At 47.3% G+C, this 16,141-nt stretch carries 9 protein-coding genes, 1 tRNA gene and 2 rRNA genes (1 of these 12 cut by a window edge); 4 read left to right on the top strand and 8 right to left on the bottom strand.

Annotated features, from left to right (window positions below; genetic code table 11):
• The first annotated feature begins 1 nt into the window (after nucleotide 1).
• From glgX to EOV40_RS09610, 3 genes are all read left to right on the top strand, one after another.
• Nucleotides 2-2,122 carry a glycogen debranching protein GlgX gene (gene glgX / locus EOV40_RS09600; protein ID WP_128105783.1) on the top strand — a complete coding sequence of 707 codons (2,121 nt, stop codon included), beginning with the start codon at nucleotides 2-4 and terminating at the stop codon, nucleotides 2,120-2,122.
• 136 nt (nucleotides 2,123-2,258) lie between these two features.
• Entirely contained in the window at nucleotides 2,259-2,561 is a 303-nt protein-coding gene (locus tag EOV40_RS09605) for a plasmid stabilization protein (protein WP_128105784.1), read from the top strand.
• A 20-nt stretch (nucleotides 2,562-2,581) separates the two neighbouring features.
• Nucleotides 2,582-3,436 (top strand): SDR family oxidoreductase, encoded by an 855-nt coding sequence (locus EOV40_RS09610; RefSeq protein ID WP_128105785.1) that lies wholly within the window; start codon nucleotides 2,582-2,584, stop codon nucleotides 3,434-3,436.
• An 80-nt stretch (nucleotides 3,437-3,516) separates the two neighbouring features.
• On the opposite strand, the gene EOV40_RS09615 is transcribed toward EOV40_RS09610, so the two are convergent.
• Nucleotides 3,517-5,304 (bottom strand): thiamine pyrophosphate-requiring protein, encoded by a 1,788-nt coding sequence (locus EOV40_RS09615; RefSeq protein ID WP_128105786.1) that lies wholly within the window; start codon nucleotides 5,302-5,304, stop codon nucleotides 3,517-3,519.
• An 84-nt stretch (nucleotides 5,305-5,388) separates the two neighbouring features.
• Nucleotides 5,389-6,849: an FAD-dependent monooxygenase gene (locus tag EOV40_RS09620; RefSeq protein WP_128105787.1), complete on the bottom strand. Its 1,461-nt coding sequence runs from the start codon at nucleotides 6,847-6,849 to the stop codon at nucleotides 5,389-5,391.
• 270 nt (nucleotides 6,850-7,119) lie between these two features.
• On the opposite strand from EOV40_RS09620, the gene EOV40_RS09625 reads away from it, so the two are divergent.
• Complete coding sequence (locus EOV40_RS09625) at nucleotides 7,120-7,677, top strand: SCO family protein (RefSeq protein WP_244296877.1); 558 nt, start codon at nucleotides 7,120-7,122, stop codon at nucleotides 7,675-7,677.
• A 16-nt stretch (nucleotides 7,678-7,693) separates the two neighbouring features.
• Here EOV40_RS09625 and EOV40_RS09630 read toward each other — a convergent pair whose 3' ends face one another.
• The 6 genes from EOV40_RS09630 to EOV40_RS09655 all read right to left on the bottom strand — a co-directional run.
• Nucleotides 7,694-10,069 carry a TonB-dependent receptor family protein gene (locus EOV40_RS09630; protein ID WP_208729153.1) on the bottom strand — a complete coding sequence of 792 codons (2,376 nt, stop codon included), beginning with the start codon at nucleotides 10,067-10,069 and terminating at the stop codon, nucleotides 7,694-7,696.
• 23 nt (nucleotides 10,070-10,092) lie between these two features.
• Nucleotides 10,093-10,482 carry a hypothetical protein gene (locus tag EOV40_RS09635; RefSeq protein WP_128105789.1) on the bottom strand — a complete coding sequence of 130 codons (390 nt, stop codon included), beginning with the start codon at nucleotides 10,480-10,482 and terminating at the stop codon, nucleotides 10,093-10,095.
• A gap of 104 nt (nucleotides 10,483-10,586) precedes the next feature.
• Nucleotides 10,587-13,244, bottom strand: coding sequence for a Hint domain-containing protein (locus EOV40_RS09640; RefSeq protein WP_128105790.1), 2,658 nt, complete (start codon nucleotides 13,242-13,244; stop codon nucleotides 10,587-10,589).
• Between the two features lie 157 nt (nucleotides 13,245-13,401).
• Nucleotides 13,402-13,478, bottom strand: a tRNA-Met gene (locus EOV40_RS09645).
• A 55-nt stretch (nucleotides 13,479-13,533) separates the two neighbouring features.
• Nucleotides 13,534-13,649 (bottom strand): 5S ribosomal RNA (gene rrf / locus EOV40_RS09650).
• Between the two features lie 106 nt (nucleotides 13,650-13,755).
• A 23S ribosomal RNA gene (locus EOV40_RS09655) occupies nucleotides 13,756-16,141 on the bottom strand (it continues 354 nt past the right edge of the window).

A 16,141-nucleotide genomic window follows, 5' to 3' on the forward strand; every position in this document is an offset into this window, starting at 1 on the left:
AATGAGTCTTCCGCTTCGTCAGCGCCTACGTGAAGGAAACCCCGTAGAACTTGGGGCAACATATGATGGATCTGGTGTTAATTTTGCTGTTTTTTCTGCCAACGCTACGGCTGTAGATATCTGTCTTTTTGACCAGGATGGAAAAACAGAAACAAACCGTATTCGTCTTCCAGAATACACAGATCAAGTCTTCCACGGTTGGATACCTGATTTACATCCGGGCCAGCTCTATGGGTTACGTGCACATGGCCCCTACGAGCCCGATGCCGGACACCGTTTTAATCCCAACAAACTGCTTTTAGACCCATATGCTCGCAGCTACTTGGGAAATCTGGAATGGAACCCTGCCCTTTTTGGGTATCAACTGGGACACCCTGATTTGGATTTAAGTTTTGATGAGCAAGATAGCGCACCTTTTATTCCGAAATGTATTATTTCCACACCATCAGAAAGAAAAAACAAACCACTAAAAATAAATTGGTCTGATACTGTTATTTACGAAACACATATTAAGGGATTTACACAAAATAACCCTTTGGTGCCTGAAAATTTGCGCGGCACCTATGCCGGATTCTGCCATGATTCTGTATTGGATTATATCAAGTCTTTAGGCATAACCTCTATTGAACTTCTGCCTATCCAGAGTTTTGTAAACCCTCAATCTCTTATAGAAAAAGGCCTTACAAATTATTGGGGCTATAATACCATCGGTTTCTTCTCCCCAGATACGCGCTATGCTGCAAACCATGCTGATCCAACAGCAGAGTTCCGGCAGATGGTTGCGCGCTGCCATAAAGCTCATTTGGAAGTTATTATGGATGTCGTCTATAATCATACGGCAGAAGGTAATGAACTTGGTCCCACGTTGTCCTTTAAAGGGTTGGACAATGCCTCTTACTATCGGCTCATACCTGATAATTTTCGCTATTACATCAATGATACAGGTACCGGCAACACGTTCAATCTGAATACCCTGCACGTCATAAAATTTGTGGCAGACAGCTTACGTTACTGGGCTGAAGAAATGGGCGTGGATGGTTTTCGCTTTGATCTTGGCTCTATTCTAGCGCGGGAAAAAAATGGTTTTGACCGCCAAGCTGGTTTTTTACGCGTCTGCCGACAAGACCCCACCTTGGCGCACCTCAAACTCATTGCCGAACCATGGGATATTGGCCCCGGTGGATATCAGATTGGAAATTTCCCTCCCAGTTGGTCAGAATGGAATGACCAATTTCGTGATACCGTACGAGATTTCTGGCGAGGAGAAGCACGTGCTGCTGCTCTGGCGCCGCGCCTTCTTGGTAGTCCGGACCTTTTTAACCATAGCGGCCGTCAGGCATGGGCTAGCATTAACTTTATTACAGCCCATGATGGTTTCACACTTAAAGATTGTTTCTCCTACAACGATAAACACAATGATGCCAATGGTGAAGGTGGCAAAGATGGATCAGACAACAACCGTTCCTGTAACTATGGCATAGAAGGCCCTACTCACGATAAAAATATTAATACATTACGCTGGAGACAATGCCGAAATATGTTGGCAACTCTCCTGTTCTCACAAGGTACTCCCATGATTCTGGCAGGAGATGAATTTGGTCGCACTCAAAATGGAAACAACAATGCATATTGCCAAGATAACGATATATCATGGATAAACTGGAACATTGAAGAAGCAGGGCAAACCCTAAAAACTTTCACACAAAGAATACTCTATCTTAGAAAGCGTTTTCCTATTTTACGGCGTAGCCGTTTTCTTACTGAAGCTTACAACAAAGAACTGGATATTAAAGAACTCACCTGGATTAGCGCCAATGGCATGGAAATAATACAGGAAGAATGGGACCATGCACAATGCTTTGGTCTTATGCTAGATGGGCGCGCCCAACCGAGTGGAATTATGCAACGTGGTGGAGATGCAACATTATTCCTGATTTTAAACGGCTGGACAGACAGCGTGGAATTTACTTTACCAGAAGCTGAAGGCGGTGATTGGAAGTTGCTTCTTGATACCAACCGTCCCGATGCTGGCGATGAAATAGAAAAGGGTATCTTTGAACAGAAAAGAGCTTTTACTGTTACAGAACGTTCCGTTTTACTTTTTGAACTTCTTGGAACTTAACTTTTCATTAACACCGTATAAAACAGGCTGATTTAACAAAAACTTTTCTTATTACTCAACGTTACTATCAAACATATATCTTTCTTTCGTGAGATACGAAAAGAAAGTTAGAACCATAAAAAACGGAGCATAAATCATGCCTCGTGGTGACAAATCTACTTACACAGACAAGCAAAAACGACAAGCTGAACATATCGAAAAAAGCTATGAGCAACATGGTGTCAGTGAAAAGGAAGCTGAACGCCGGGCTTGGGCTACGGTTAACAAAGAAACCGGTGGCGGCAAGAAAAGTGGATCAGGAAGAGGCCATCCCGTAACACATGCTCCCTCACGCAAAGGTGGCAAAGCAGGTGGAGAGGCCTCCGCCCACCGGACGGCAGAAGAGCGCTCTGCCTCTGCACGAAAAGCCGCTCAAACTCGCAAGAAAAATTCAACATAACGCACTCTTTAGGAGCAAATATGATGGTACATGAAGAAAGAATTCCCCCTCAACATCAGACAGTTCCTGGTGAAACAGACAAAATGAATCCTATCCCCGATCATGGAGAAGAAAGTTATCGAGGATCTGGAAAGCTTTCTGGCAAAGTTGCTTTGATAACAGGAGCAGATTCTGGAATAGGTCGAGCAGTTGCCATTGCTTTTGCACGTGAAGGTGCAGATATTGCAATTGCTTATTATACAGAAGACAAAGATGCTCAGACAACAGCTGAATGGGTAGAAAAAGCCGGGCGCCGCGTAATCTTACTCCCGGGAGATATTCGATTACGCTCACATTGTAACGATATTATAAAACGCACAATAGATGCATTCGGAAATCTCAATATTTTGGTAAACAATGCGGCTCATCAAAAATCTATTAAAGATCTTTCCGAAATTGATGAAGAAGAGCTTGATACTACGTTCCGTACAAATTTTTACGGTATGTTTTTTCTCTGTCAGGCAGCTTTGCCATATTTAAGCAGTGGTGCTTCGATTATTAACACCACTTCGATCAACGCTGTACAACCATCTCCACATTTGCCTGTCTATGCTGCCACAAAAGCAGCTATTTCCAATTTTACAGCGGGCCTTGCCCAAATGTTGGGAGAAAAAAATATTCGTGTAAATGCCGTTGCACCTGGTCCAGTTTGGACACCTCTTATTCCATCAACAATGCCGCAGGAAGAGATTGCCAAATTTGGTAAAAACACTCCTCTTGGCCGGCCAGCACAACCAGCAGAACTCGCTTCTGCCTACGTCATGTTCGCTTCAGATGAAGCAAGTTACACAACAGGCGCTGTTCTTCCCGTAACTGGCGGAAGACCTATGCTTTAGAATAAAGATACCGCAGGTAAAAACAAAAAACTTACAGCCGCCTTGTTTTTAATAGGCGGCCAAAGATTTTACCCAACGGATTATGATTTACGTGCAGGCATAATAGATGCAAAAATCTGCTTAGCTGATCTACTAATTACACTGCTACGCTCTGTATCTGTTGGTAATGAGGAAAGAAAGGCTTTGGCTTGCTGTAAAGTAATATGAGGCGGCAATGGCGGTACGTTGGGATCTGTTCGGGCTTCAAGAATAACTGGCCTATCTGCATCTAGGGTCTTTTCCCATGCGGCCGCCACTTTTTCTGGATCATCAACATAAATCCCCTTAAGCCCCAGCAGTTCTGCATACTTATGGTAAGGAAAATCAGGGATAGATTGAGTTGATTCCGTCTTACCTTTACCTAGCTGAATACGCTCTTCCCAAGTTACCTGATTAAGATCCTGATTGTTTAATACAAGAACAATCAATTTTGGGTTGGACCACTGCTTCCAGTATTTGGAAATTGTAATCATAACATTCAAACCATTCATCTGCATGGCGCCATCTCCCATACAGGCAATAACTGTGCGTTCTGGAAACGCCATTTTTCCTGCCACAGCGTATGGTGTGCCTGCCCCAAGAGATGCCAACCCACCCGAAAGAGAAGCCTTCATGCCTCGTCGTATTTTAAGGTCTCGCGCATACCAATTGGCAACAGAACCAGAATCTGCCGTAATAATAGCATTTTCTGGCAAACGGGATGAAAGCTCCCAAAATACACGTTGGGGATTAAGAGGCTGTGCGCGCGCCATGGCGCGCGTTTCCAGAACCTTCCACCATTTAGCCACCTCTTTTTCAATTCGCACCCGCCACGAACGATTGTGGTTGCGCCGAAGGAGCGGAACAAGGGCTTGCAATGTTGCTGCGCTATCACCTTGAAGATTCACTTCCATTGGGTAACGCAGGGAAAGATTGGCACTGTTGATATCAATTTGCACACCACGCGCCTGTCCTGGTTTGGGCAGAAATTCACTATAAGGAAAGGCTGAGCCAACCATTAAAAAGGTATCGCATTCTTTCATTAAGTCCCACGAAGGTTTTGTACCCAGCAAACCAATGGAACCGGTAACGAAAGGCAAGTCATCAGGAACTGCCGCCTTACCCAAAAGAGCTTTGGCTATACCTGCACCAAGTATTTCCGCAATATCCACAAGCTCATCTGTTGCATCCAACGCGCCAGCCCCAGCAAGAATTGCAACTTTTTTTCCTGAATTCAGTATCTCGGCAGCCGCACGTAAGGCTTCATCCTCTGGCACTTTGCTAACAGTTGTTCTGCCAATGCCCGTGTGCGTAAAGCCGTGCGCCATAAGTGGTTCTGAATAAGGGAGTAACTGTAAATCATTAGGGACAATAATAACCGTGGGAGCATGTTTATCTCGTGCAATCCGTACTGCACGATCAATCGCGTGGCGGATCTGTGATGGTTCAGTTACTGTCACGATATATTCGCAAGCAACATCCTTGCAGAGTGATTGCAGATCAACTTCCTGTTGGTAATTGGAGCCAATCGCTACCCGTGCCTGCTGGCCCATAATGGCCACAACACCAACATGATCTAGCTTGGCATCATACAGTCCATTTAAAAGGTGGATCGCGCCAGGGCCGGATGTCGCAAAGCAGAGCCCCACTTGCCCTGTAAATTTGGCATGAGCCGTGGCCATAAATGCTGCCATTTCTTCATGCCGCACTTGAATATATTCAAAGTTCCCGGCATCAATTTCTTTTTGGAGCGCAACATCAATACCACCCACTCCATCGCCCGGATAACCATAAGCACGCTTGAGCCCCCACTCCTGAAGACGTTTCCATAAGAATTCACTCACATTCATTTTTGGAATCTCCTCCAGGGGATGAAGTGAATAAACGACCATATTTTGAAGAGGTTGCTTTTAATTACGGAAATATATTTTAAATTACTGATGTTTCTTTACGGATATACTAGATAAAAATGTATCAATAATTGTCCAGTCTCCACCTTGCGCTGCCACTGCAACATAACCATCCGGTCTTATAAGCCAGATACCATTTGCATACGGTGGTGCATATAGTTCTGGTTCTAACAAGGATGTATAACGTAAAAGCATATTACGTGCTTTTACGTTGTGTTTGGCTGCAAGTAAAAAACGCGGAGTATCACCCCGATGGAAGTGATGCTTTATAGGCAATCTTTCTCCAGGACTATATAAACCACGTATTGAACCTGCATTGAGAGGACTATCAGGATAATTTATTCTGATACCAGAAAGCCTGTTAGCAAGAGCGCGACGAATTATCGGAATACTGAAAAATAATTTTACAATAACATTGCGCATTCTCTGCAACTGGTGATTTCTGACAAGAACAACTTTAGTCATCCACCTAGAGACCGACAATATCTGCTGCGCCACACCATTGCGTTCAATACTATAACTATCCAAAAGGAAGGGTTTAGCTTTTCCCTGTTCTACAAGGGCTAACTTCCATGCAAGATTAAAGGCATCTTGCATGCCTATATTCATGCCTTGCCCACCTGCAGGACTATGAACATGTGCTGCATCGCCTGCCAAAAATACACGGTTTTTACGATATTCTCGAACTTTGCGTTCATTAATATTAAAGCTAGATAGCCATATCGGATCGGACAAAGCAATTCCACCCGGCCCGCGTTGGTTTATGATGGTCTGCATTTCTTCCAAATGCGGCATATGCGCTGGATTTGACCCAATGTCTGCAATAATACGGTAGCGGTCATGCGATATTGGAAAAATCATGACTACGCCATCAGAACTCCAGAAAATAGCTGGTTCGTCAGATGGAATAGAAAGGCCTGTTATACGTACATCAGCAAGCAGAAAATTTATGGGGATCGTGTCTCCTTCAAATACTATACCAAGCCTGCTGCGTACAAAAGAATGGGCACCATCACAGCCTATAAGCCATGCAGCTTCTAACTGTTCATTCCCCTCCTTATGTTTAAGCGTGCATAAAACACTCTCTGCCTTATCCAGAAAGTCTGTGATTTCCGTTTCACGCTCAACAGTGCAACCAAGAGTTTTAAGGTATTCTTCCAACAACCTCTCTGTTTCCGATTGTGGTAGCATCAGCAAATAATCAAATTCAGAAGGGATTGTCGTAAAGGAAAGGCAACCAAGTATTTTATTACGCCAATAGATCCCAAGAGCTTTCGTATGCAGCCCATGAGCGACAAAAGTCTCAACACACCCTGCAGCTTGCAGTAATTCCAAAGTTCGGGGCCATATCGCCAATGCTCGAGATTGCGTGGTGCGTGTTGGCAACTTATCGATAATTCTGACAGGCACCCCATAACGGGCCAATTCTATAGCCATAGTTAGGCCCACAGGACCTGCGCCAATAACAAGAACAGGTTTCGACATGTTTTTTGTCCGAAGAAATCGTTATTTATGCGCAAGACATAGTACAGCACTTAACGCTGAATAGGCTACCCCTGTTCCAGCATCTTCTCCCAAATATGCAACCCGCTGCCCTATCGGAAATAACAATGCATTGCTGCAGATATCTGTGCTGTTTGCTATAATATGTTCATGACCCAGAAGAGCCAACGCAAACCTTTATCTCATAAGAAAAAACCGACTTCTCCACGCAAACAAAATTGGAAAATGGCGTTGCCCGTTGTCGGAATTAGCTTGGCTCTTCTTATCAGTGCGGCTGGGCTGCGTGCTGTTCTAACAGCGCACCCACACACTCAGATTGGCGGCCCTTATACCCTGACGAATGAAAACGGGCGCATGGTTTCACAGGCAGATTTTTACGGTCATTATACGCTTATCTACTTTGGTTACACACATTGCGTGGATGTTTGTCCACTTACACTTGCTACTGTCTCGGCGGCTCTGGACGAACTAGGCCCCCAAGGGCAAGAGGTTACGCCCATTTTCATTTCAGTTGACGCAGCGCGAGACACACCACCTGTTGTAAAAGAGTATATCCAACGTTTTTCAACGCGCATTGTGGGGCTCACCGGAACTGAAGCAGAACTTCAACCTGTCATGACCGCATTTCATGTCTCAGCACGACGCCGTGCAAATACAGGGAATGGTTACCTTATGGATCATAGTTCGCTCCTGTATCTGATGGATGGTCAGAACCATCTGGTCGGCATGATACCGGTTGATTCTAGCGCCCATCAGATTGCAGTTGACCTTAAACAGCTTTTACCACCGCCAAAAAATCATCCGGCATAAGTGTTTCCTGACTTTTTCAAAACCGAATACGCACGCCGCCAAAATATGCTCTGGGTGACCCCGCATAGATAGATCCTGTGCTGTTCATAAGCGTGCGGGCTGTTGCCTGTTGTCCGTTAGCCTGCAAACTGTCACTGATATTTGTGGCCCCTGCAATGTATGTTTGGTTTGTGACATTCTGCACTTCAAAATACCAATGCAGCCGATGCGCCCAACCAAGCCGGGTTGGCGGATCATAATGCACTTCCAAATTCAGCAGCGCGTAACCAGGCGCTTTCAGACGATTGGCATTATCCAGCCAGTATGAATCCCGCCATGTCACTTCGGCGTAACCACCCAACCCTTCCAAAATGCCATCAAGCTGATCGTATAAAAAACGCGCATTCAGAAAATTGGGAATAACCCCGGGAATAGACTTTCCGTTACGGCTGAAACTACGCGAAAGGCTACTATTTGAAAGGACTTCAGTATAATTTGTATAAACCTGATTATCATAAGTATAGCTAAGCTTGATCCGCCCCCCTGGCAGCATTGCGGGAAGAGGCTTCCACTCCAGACCCAGAACGATCCCCCGATGTTGGGAAGCTGGTGCATTAAACGTATAGGAACCAACCGCATTTACACCAGCAGACTGGCTGACAAACTCATTGTTATAGAACTCGTAAAACCCCGTTGCCTGAACACTCATGTTAGAAGAAGGGTACCAATCTGCACCAAGGTCAATGCCAACACTTGTCTGGCTTTTCAGTTGCGTATTGTTCCCATACTGCCCCTGCGGCGTAATGAATAGATTTGAAGATGATGGCGTTCCATATGCCGTTCCAACACGCGTATGGAGTGTCCATTTCTTTGATGGCGTATAAATTAATGCTCCTTCTGGAGCCAGATTGAAGTAGAAGCGGTTGGCTGTAATATAGCGTAAACTTTGGCCCGCAGCAGAGTAACTGTAGAGTGTCTCGGCAGCCCCAATATCGGAATATGTTCCACCAAGCCCCACAACCATGTGCCAGTTGGGAGCTAAATGCCAATCTTCCTGAAACCGTGCACCAAGGTTCCACTGGTGGCCGTAAGATTCTGAATTCATTGCGCCACGGGTCGCACCACCTAGCGGCATGGTGTTGTATATCTGAGAACCAAAATCGAGGTAATCAAAACTAATCCCGCCAAAAGTTTCCAATGGTCTGCCGCCAAGACGCGCATGGTTGGTTACATCGCTACTGGCATTGTAGGAATTGTATGGACCAACATAAGCTACTGGTGATGTTGGCTGATCAATATGGCGCTGATCATAGGTAAACTGATTACGCCAGATTGTACGGGCATTAAAATCATGCTCCCAACGCAAGCCGACAATCGTACGACGGTCAAAGCGGCCTAACCCCGCCGCTTCCGGGCTCATGGCTTCCTTTGTTCCGTAGCGACCATTGACGAGCAAATTAACAGATGCACACCCGGCTGCGGCATCTGCTGCATTGTAACACCCTCTCTGATAAGGGTTAGTACGATACTGATTGAGTGAAAGCCTTACAGGTAAAAAAGCATCTGTAACGTTATTCACAAACTTGAAGATAAGCCGATCTGATGCTGTTAGATTAACACGCAGCCGCACATTTTCTGTTGATGTATTGTACCGGCTATTGGCAATAAACCCTTTCCCTCGGACATCGCTTCCAAAAATCATCAGATCATAACGCTTATTGCCAAATCCTAATGCAGCGTAATTGTTGAACATCCCAAAGCTGCCAAAATCAGAACCAACCTCAAGGCCATGGATATCGGTGCCTTTGCGGGTGCGAAAATTGATTGCACCGTTAATGGCATAATTGCCGTAAAGGGTTGATGCTGGGCCTTCAAAAACATCCATACCCTCATAAGCATGAGGGTCTATCAGATCGGCCCGCGCGGTTCCGTCGGGTTGTGTCATCGGAAAACCATCTTCGAGAACCTGTAAGTTTTTTAGACCGTAGGACTGACGATCCCCAGAACCTCTGACAGAGACAACTGTATCCCGCGGGCCGTTCCCTTGCGTGAAACTTACGCCGGGAATGGTGACAACCATGTCCGCAACACTTTGCCCAATCTGATTGCCAAAACTGCTTCGGTCAGCACTGTAGGTTGTTTGTCCGGCCGGACGCGCCATTGCGGAATTACGGCTGTTTCCTATTACCGTAACCTGTTCAGTTTTTACCTTATGCGTAGCCGAAGAAACTTGTTTGCCGTGATGTGTCTGCAAGCGCCCACGAGTGATCTGGGCTGTAGCAACAGACATATTGGCAGCGGAAAGAAGAGACACGGCTGCCATCACCCCGGAAAACCGAAGGGGTGTGCTATAAACATGAAACATGATTCTGAACCTGAATGAACAACACGAAAAGCCCGCGTGCCAAAACACGCGAGCGGCCCTGTAATTTCAGGTCAGACGGGAGGTCCTTGCGGACACAGAGACGTACGTTTTGGCGCGGGTGGCCCACGGATAGGGGCAAACATCCAGGCCCGACAAACACTTACTGTGCTCAGCTTAGCAAAAATACAGAATGCGACACTAAGCAAAAACAGCTCAAGAGCTTCAGATAATAAGAAACCATCATCCTGCGGATCTGAAACGTGATGCTGCTGCCCATCAGGATTAGAAAGTGGTGACTGATCGTCGCAAAGAATACTCAGTTTCGTGAGTTCTCTGACCGGATCTTCAACCAAAATGTTTGGAGAAACAATTCCACCAAATGTTAAACGCGCAATCAGAGCAAGCAGCACCAATGGCCAGAAGACCACCAGATGCTTCAAACTATGAGAGCGCGCTGACATGCATAATGCCTACTGCAGATTATCCTGATTAACCAGATCATATTTGGTAATCAAAATACGCAGCAAAGGAGAATGCTTTTTAAAGGAGCCCCTCTTGGTGCCAATCACGCTATCATGGCAACCCGCTCTATGCTTGTTGGGTTATTGTCAGCCAAATATGGGCCAGCGGCTTCAACATGCACAACCAGAATTGTGTGGCAACTTGGTTTACAAGAACCTATTGGCAACACGGCATCCCCTTGCGTCCAGCGGTATTCCCCCTCCTCCCGCGCATGCCAACCCGGAAGATCGTTGGCGAGATGCACATTGATGTCATAGGTTTGGTGCGCATCACAAACTGTAATGCGGCCAATCAACACACCAAGGCTGCGTCTATCATCCACATATGGGCCAATTGTATCGCACGGACGCGCTGAACGAGAGACAACCCGAACAACATCAACATTGGCAGGCAACGCAAACACATAACGATGACCGATAATACGCAAGGGCACTATTTTTGAGCCATTTGGCAGAAGCAGTCTAAGCGCGGGATCCTGCACGTATGCTTGCTCGTTTTCAGCCGCAATAGCTCCTATCATACCGGCCCGTTGGATGATTTGATGATAAAGCCGTTCAACAAAAAAACGCTCTGTGCAAAGCTGGGCGGCCGCATGTTCGTTCCAGTTGCGTGCAGGCCCATTAAAAGCGGGCACTACAGCGCCATCTGCTAGTGGGTTAAAATTACGACGGTTTCCGGTATCAAGATAGCTTTCTGTAAAAAGACCATTTGCACGGATTACGGCGTGATCTCGTGTTTCTATATGATAACATTTATAAGAACGTATCCCATGTGCATAAGAAATCGTCTTACCATTCACGAGCATCCGAATGGGCACAAAACACCCTTCCAGATAAAGACAATGCTCAGGTGTCACCAACAGGTCATGATGCGGCACACCAACTGCAAGCGCATCTTTGGAAATACGGATAGGCACTCCACCAACATCAGGTGGACAATCTGTCCGTACCGTAACGTGCTGGCAACCAACCCACACGATATCTTTTGGCGTGATTTCACCATCGTCAAAAGTCAGGACAGACATACCTGGGCGCAACGTTTCCACAGCACGTTCGCCATCGGAAGTAGCAATCATACCCCCTGGAAGGAAACATACCACGGCTTCCAGCATAAGTGAGCCGTCTTCATCTTTCGCTAACTGGAGTTGTTCTGATGTGTCCGCTAAAGAGATCGTCAGTGTATAAGTAATGCCATCACTACTGATAACAACTTGGTTATCCGATACACTCACAGTCGCTTCTGTATCATACGTGACTGTCGCGAAATCTAGGACATTACCGATAGCAAAGTTGGAAAGTGTTGCATTAAAAGATGACGGACTACCTAAAATAAGCCCAGCACCTCCACTAAAGGTAATTGTTTCCGTAGAAGGTGCGCTGCCCTGAAAGGTTAAAGCGGCGTTGTTAGCCAAAGATATTGTGGAATAGGATTGATCTCCTGAGAGTATCCAACTTCCAGAAACAGTCATCGTCTGAAAATTATTGGCACCATCGAATGTGCCCGATCCAGACAGATTAACAGTATTAGTACCCGCACCACCATCCACTGTTCCAGAAATAATCGAACCTGTCTGGATATTTAATGTATCATCCCCATCACCCAGCAGAATTGCATCTGTTGTTCCAGAAATTGTGCCAGCATTTGTAATCGTATCACCAAACGTATCAGTAATACGAATACCGTAACCATCTAACCCTTGGATGGTACCATTATTGCTAATAGTCGTTGCATAAGGCGCATCTCCCTGGCTGCTGTTATCAACCAGAATACCATTTGCTGCGCCACTTATAAGAGCACCGCTTTCGTTAACAATATCACCGCCACCTATCGAAACCCCTTCGCTGGTATTGGGATAACCGTCACTTCCGTTTCCGCCTGCGCCTGTTCCCTGAATAGTTCCATAGTTAGTAATGCTTGCATAACCATCTATATCAACACCGTCTCCGTCACCTGTACCAGAATTATCATAGGCTCCGGTGATAGTTCCGTAGTTAGTGACAGTTCCATTCCCATCTGACCCAACACCCGACCCATCGCGCCCTGTAATTGTCCCACCGGCTTTGTTTACAACCGTAACATCACTACTACTGGTTATGCCGTGACGTGCACCAGAAATAGAACCCGAATTATCAACTGTTCCGCTGTAATCCTGAAAATCGATCCCATCATTCTTTGTGGCCCCATTGGCGCCATCTGCATAAATCGTACCAGAATTTTCAATGGTTGCATTTGCCCCGGGGCGTAGCGCATCTGCATCTGTAGACTTAATGCTGCCGTTACTATCATTAATGATTGTAATGGAAGATGCTGAACTGACAGAATTGAAATCTACGGCCTGACCATCGTCTGTAGATTGAATGATGCCGCTGTTATCCAATACCAACGTACCATTGAGCAATGCATCATCAATACGGATGGCATCATCAGACCCAGAAATAGTCCCCGTATTATTAATAGTAACCGACGTACCAGATGAAGCCTCACCTGACGTATCAATCCCACGCTTGGCAGTTGAAGAAAGCGTTCCGCTATTTTGAACAGTAATATCATCAATATCACTAAGTTCTATGGTTAGCGTTGTCTTGGATGTCGTAACTGAAGACGTATTTTTATAAGTCTGATCACTATCCAGATCAATCTGACTGCTCATAAGCGCGTTTCTCAACATTAGGTCTATGACTGACCATACTGAGAGGTGAATTTTTATAGATTGTTAATACACCTATGCTCAGTTTAACTGAACATTCATAATATAAATCTATAAATAGACGAATCCCGCCGCGGACACCAAATTAGCCAGGGCTTTTTTGAGACACAAAAAGCCCCGCCAACCGATTGGTTGAGCGGGGCTTTTGAGATGGTTGCGGGGGCAGGATTTGAACCTGCGGCCTTCAGGTTATGAGCCTGACGAGCTACCGGGCTGCTCCACCCCGCGGTTGAAGATGTGTTGAAATTTGTAGGGGTAAGATTTGTGTAGGGTGGATTGGAAGACCTGGCGGCGACCGACTTTCCCGTGGCTTAAGCCACAGTATCATAGGCGCTGGGGGTTTTCACGGCCGAGTTCGGGATGGGATCGGGTGGATCTCTCCCCGCCATGGCCACCAGGTCATCCAGTCCACCCTGTAAGGGGTGTGGAGGACGGTTGGTTATGAAGAAGTAGGCGTTATATGGATGATTTCTGTGCACGGGCTGTCCTTTTAAGGGGACAGTAAGAGAGTGAGCCTATTGGGTGATTAGGACCAGTTAGCTGCACGTGTTACCACGCTTTCACACCTGGCCTATTAACGTGGTGGTCTACCACGACCCTCAGGGAGACCTAGTTTTGAGGTGGGTTTCCCGCTTAGATGCTTTCAGCGGTTATCCCTTCCATACTTAGCTACCCGGCGGTGCCGCTGGCGCGACAACCGGTGCACCAGAGGTATGTTCATCCCGGTCCTCTCGTACTAGGGACAAATCCTCTCAAGTCTCCAACATCCACGGCAGATAGGGACCGAACTGTCTCACGACGTTCTAAACCCAGCTCACGTACCACTTTAATCGGCGAACAGCCGAACCCTTGGGACCTGCTCCAGCCCCAGGATGTGATGAGCCGACATCGAGGTGCCAAACCTCCCCGTCGATGTGGACTCTTGGGGGAGATCAGCCTGTTATCCCTAGAGTACCTTTTATCCGTTGAGCGATGGCCCTTCCACGCGGGACCACCGGATCACTATGGCCGACTTTCGTCTCTGCTCGAGCTGTCACTCTCGCAGTCAGGCGGGCTTATGCCATTGCACTCAACAGCCGGTTTCCGACCGGCCTGAGCCCACCATCGCGCGCCTCCGTTACACTTTGGGAGGCGACCGCCCCAGTCAAACTGCCCACCATACAGGGTCCCGGATCAGGCTAACTGACCACGGTTAGACATCAGAAAAATTCAGGGTGGTATTTCAAGGATGGCTCCACAGGAACTGGCGCCCTGCTTCAAAGCCTCCCACCTATCCTACACAGAATGTCTCTGATGCCACTGTAAAGCTGCAGTAAAGGTTCATAGGGTCTTTCCGTCTGACCGCGGATACCCCGCATCTTCACGGGGAATTCAATTTCGCTGAGCCGATGCTGGAGACAGCGGGGAAGTCGTTACGCCATTCGTGCAGGTCGGAACTTACCCGACAAGGAATTTCGCTACCTTAGGACCGTTATAGTTACGGCCGCCGTTTACCGGGGCTTCAATTCAGCGCTCTCACACCTCCTCTTAACCTTCCGGCACCGGGCAGGCGTCAGACCCTATACGTCGTCTTTCGACTTCGCAGAGTCCTGTGTTTTTAATAAACAGTCGCTACCCCCTGGTCTGTGCCACCCGCCAATGGTTGCCCACCAACGGGTCTCGCTTATCCCGAAGTTACACGAGCAATTTGCCTAGTTCCTTCAGCATCGTTCTCTCAAGCGCCTTGGTATTCTCTACCAGTCCACCTGTGTCGGTTTCGGGTACGGTCTATACGCCAGAGCTATTTCCTGGAATGCTCCAAAAGCCAGGTCAATCCGTTAAGACCTGACAACATATCGCATTCGTCACTTCTGGCAGGTACAGGAATATTCACCTGTTTCCCATCGACTACGGCTCTCGCCCTCGCCTTAGGGGCCGACTAACCCTGCGTGGATTAACCTTGCGCAGGAACCCTTGGACTTTCGGCGACAGTGTTTCTCGCACTGTTTGTCGCTACTCATGTCAGCATTCGCACTTCCGATATCTCCAGAGAGGGTCACCCCATCTCCTTCACAGACTTACGGAACGCTCCGCTACCGCGCATATCATAGATATGCACCCACAGCTTCGGCACGTGGCTTGAGCCCCGTTACATTTTCGGCGCAGGGTTTCTATTAGACCAGTGAGCTATTACGCTTTCTTTAAAGGATGGCTGCTTCTAAGCCAACCTCCTGGTTGTTATGGAATCCCCACATCCTTTCCCACTTAGCCACGATTTGGGGGCCTTAGCTGGTGGTCTGGGCTGTTTCCCTCTCGACAATGGACCTTAGCACCCACTGTCTGTCTGCCAGGCTATACTTCCGGGTATTCGGAGTTTGGTTGGGTTTGGTAAGGCTTTGGGCCCCCCTAGCCCATCCAGTGCTCTACCCCCCGGGGTAACCACCTGACGGTCTACCTCAATAGATTTCGCGGAGAACCAGCTATCTCCGAGTTTGATTGGCCTTTCACCCCTAGCCACAGCTCATCCCGACTTTTTCAACAGGCGTGGGTTCGGCCCTCCAGTGCGTGTTACCGCACCTTCAGCCTGGCCATGGCTAGATCACTCGGTTTCGGGTCTTCTGCCAGCAACTATGCGCCCTATTCAGACTCGCTTTCGCTACGCCTACACCTATCGGCTTAAGCTCGCTGCAAACAGAAACTCGCTGACCCATTATACAAAAGGTACGCCGTCACCCCATAAGAGGCTCCGACTGCTTGTAGGCATCCGGTTTCAGGTCTCTTTCACTCCCCTCGTCGGGGTGCTTTTCACCTTTCCCTCACGGTACTTGTTCGCTATCGGTCACTAGGGAGTATTTAGGCTTGGAGGGTGGTCCCCCCATGTTCAGACAGGGTTTCACGTGCCCCGCCCTACT

The organism is Acetobacter oryzoeni (assembly GCF_004014775.2).
Taxonomy (GTDB): Bacteria; Pseudomonadota; Alphaproteobacteria; order Acetobacterales; family Acetobacteraceae; genus Acetobacter; species Acetobacter oryzoeni.

Coding starts and splice junctions, on each gene's coding strand:
- glgX (WP_128105783.1), top strand. CDS start 2: ATGAGTCTTCCGCTTCGTCAGCGCCTACGTGAAGGAAACCCCGTAGAA.
- EOV40_RS09605 (WP_128105784.1), top strand. CDS start 2,259: ATGCCTCGTGGTGACAAATCTACTTACACAGACAAGCAAAAACGACAA.
- EOV40_RS09610 (WP_128105785.1), top strand. CDS start 2,582: ATGATGGTACATGAAGAAAGAATTCCCCCTCAACATCAGACAGTTCCT.
- EOV40_RS09615 (WP_128105786.1), bottom strand. CDS start 5,304: ATGAATGTGAGTGAATTCTTATGGAAACGTCTTCAGGAGTGGGGGCTC.
- EOV40_RS09620 (WP_128105787.1), bottom strand. CDS start 6,849: ATGTCGAAACCTGTTCTTGTTATTGGCGCAGGTCCTGTGGGCCTAACT.
- EOV40_RS09635 (WP_128105789.1), bottom strand. CDS start 10,482: ATGTCAGCGCGCTCTCATAGTTTGAAGCATCTGGTGGTCTTCTGGCCA.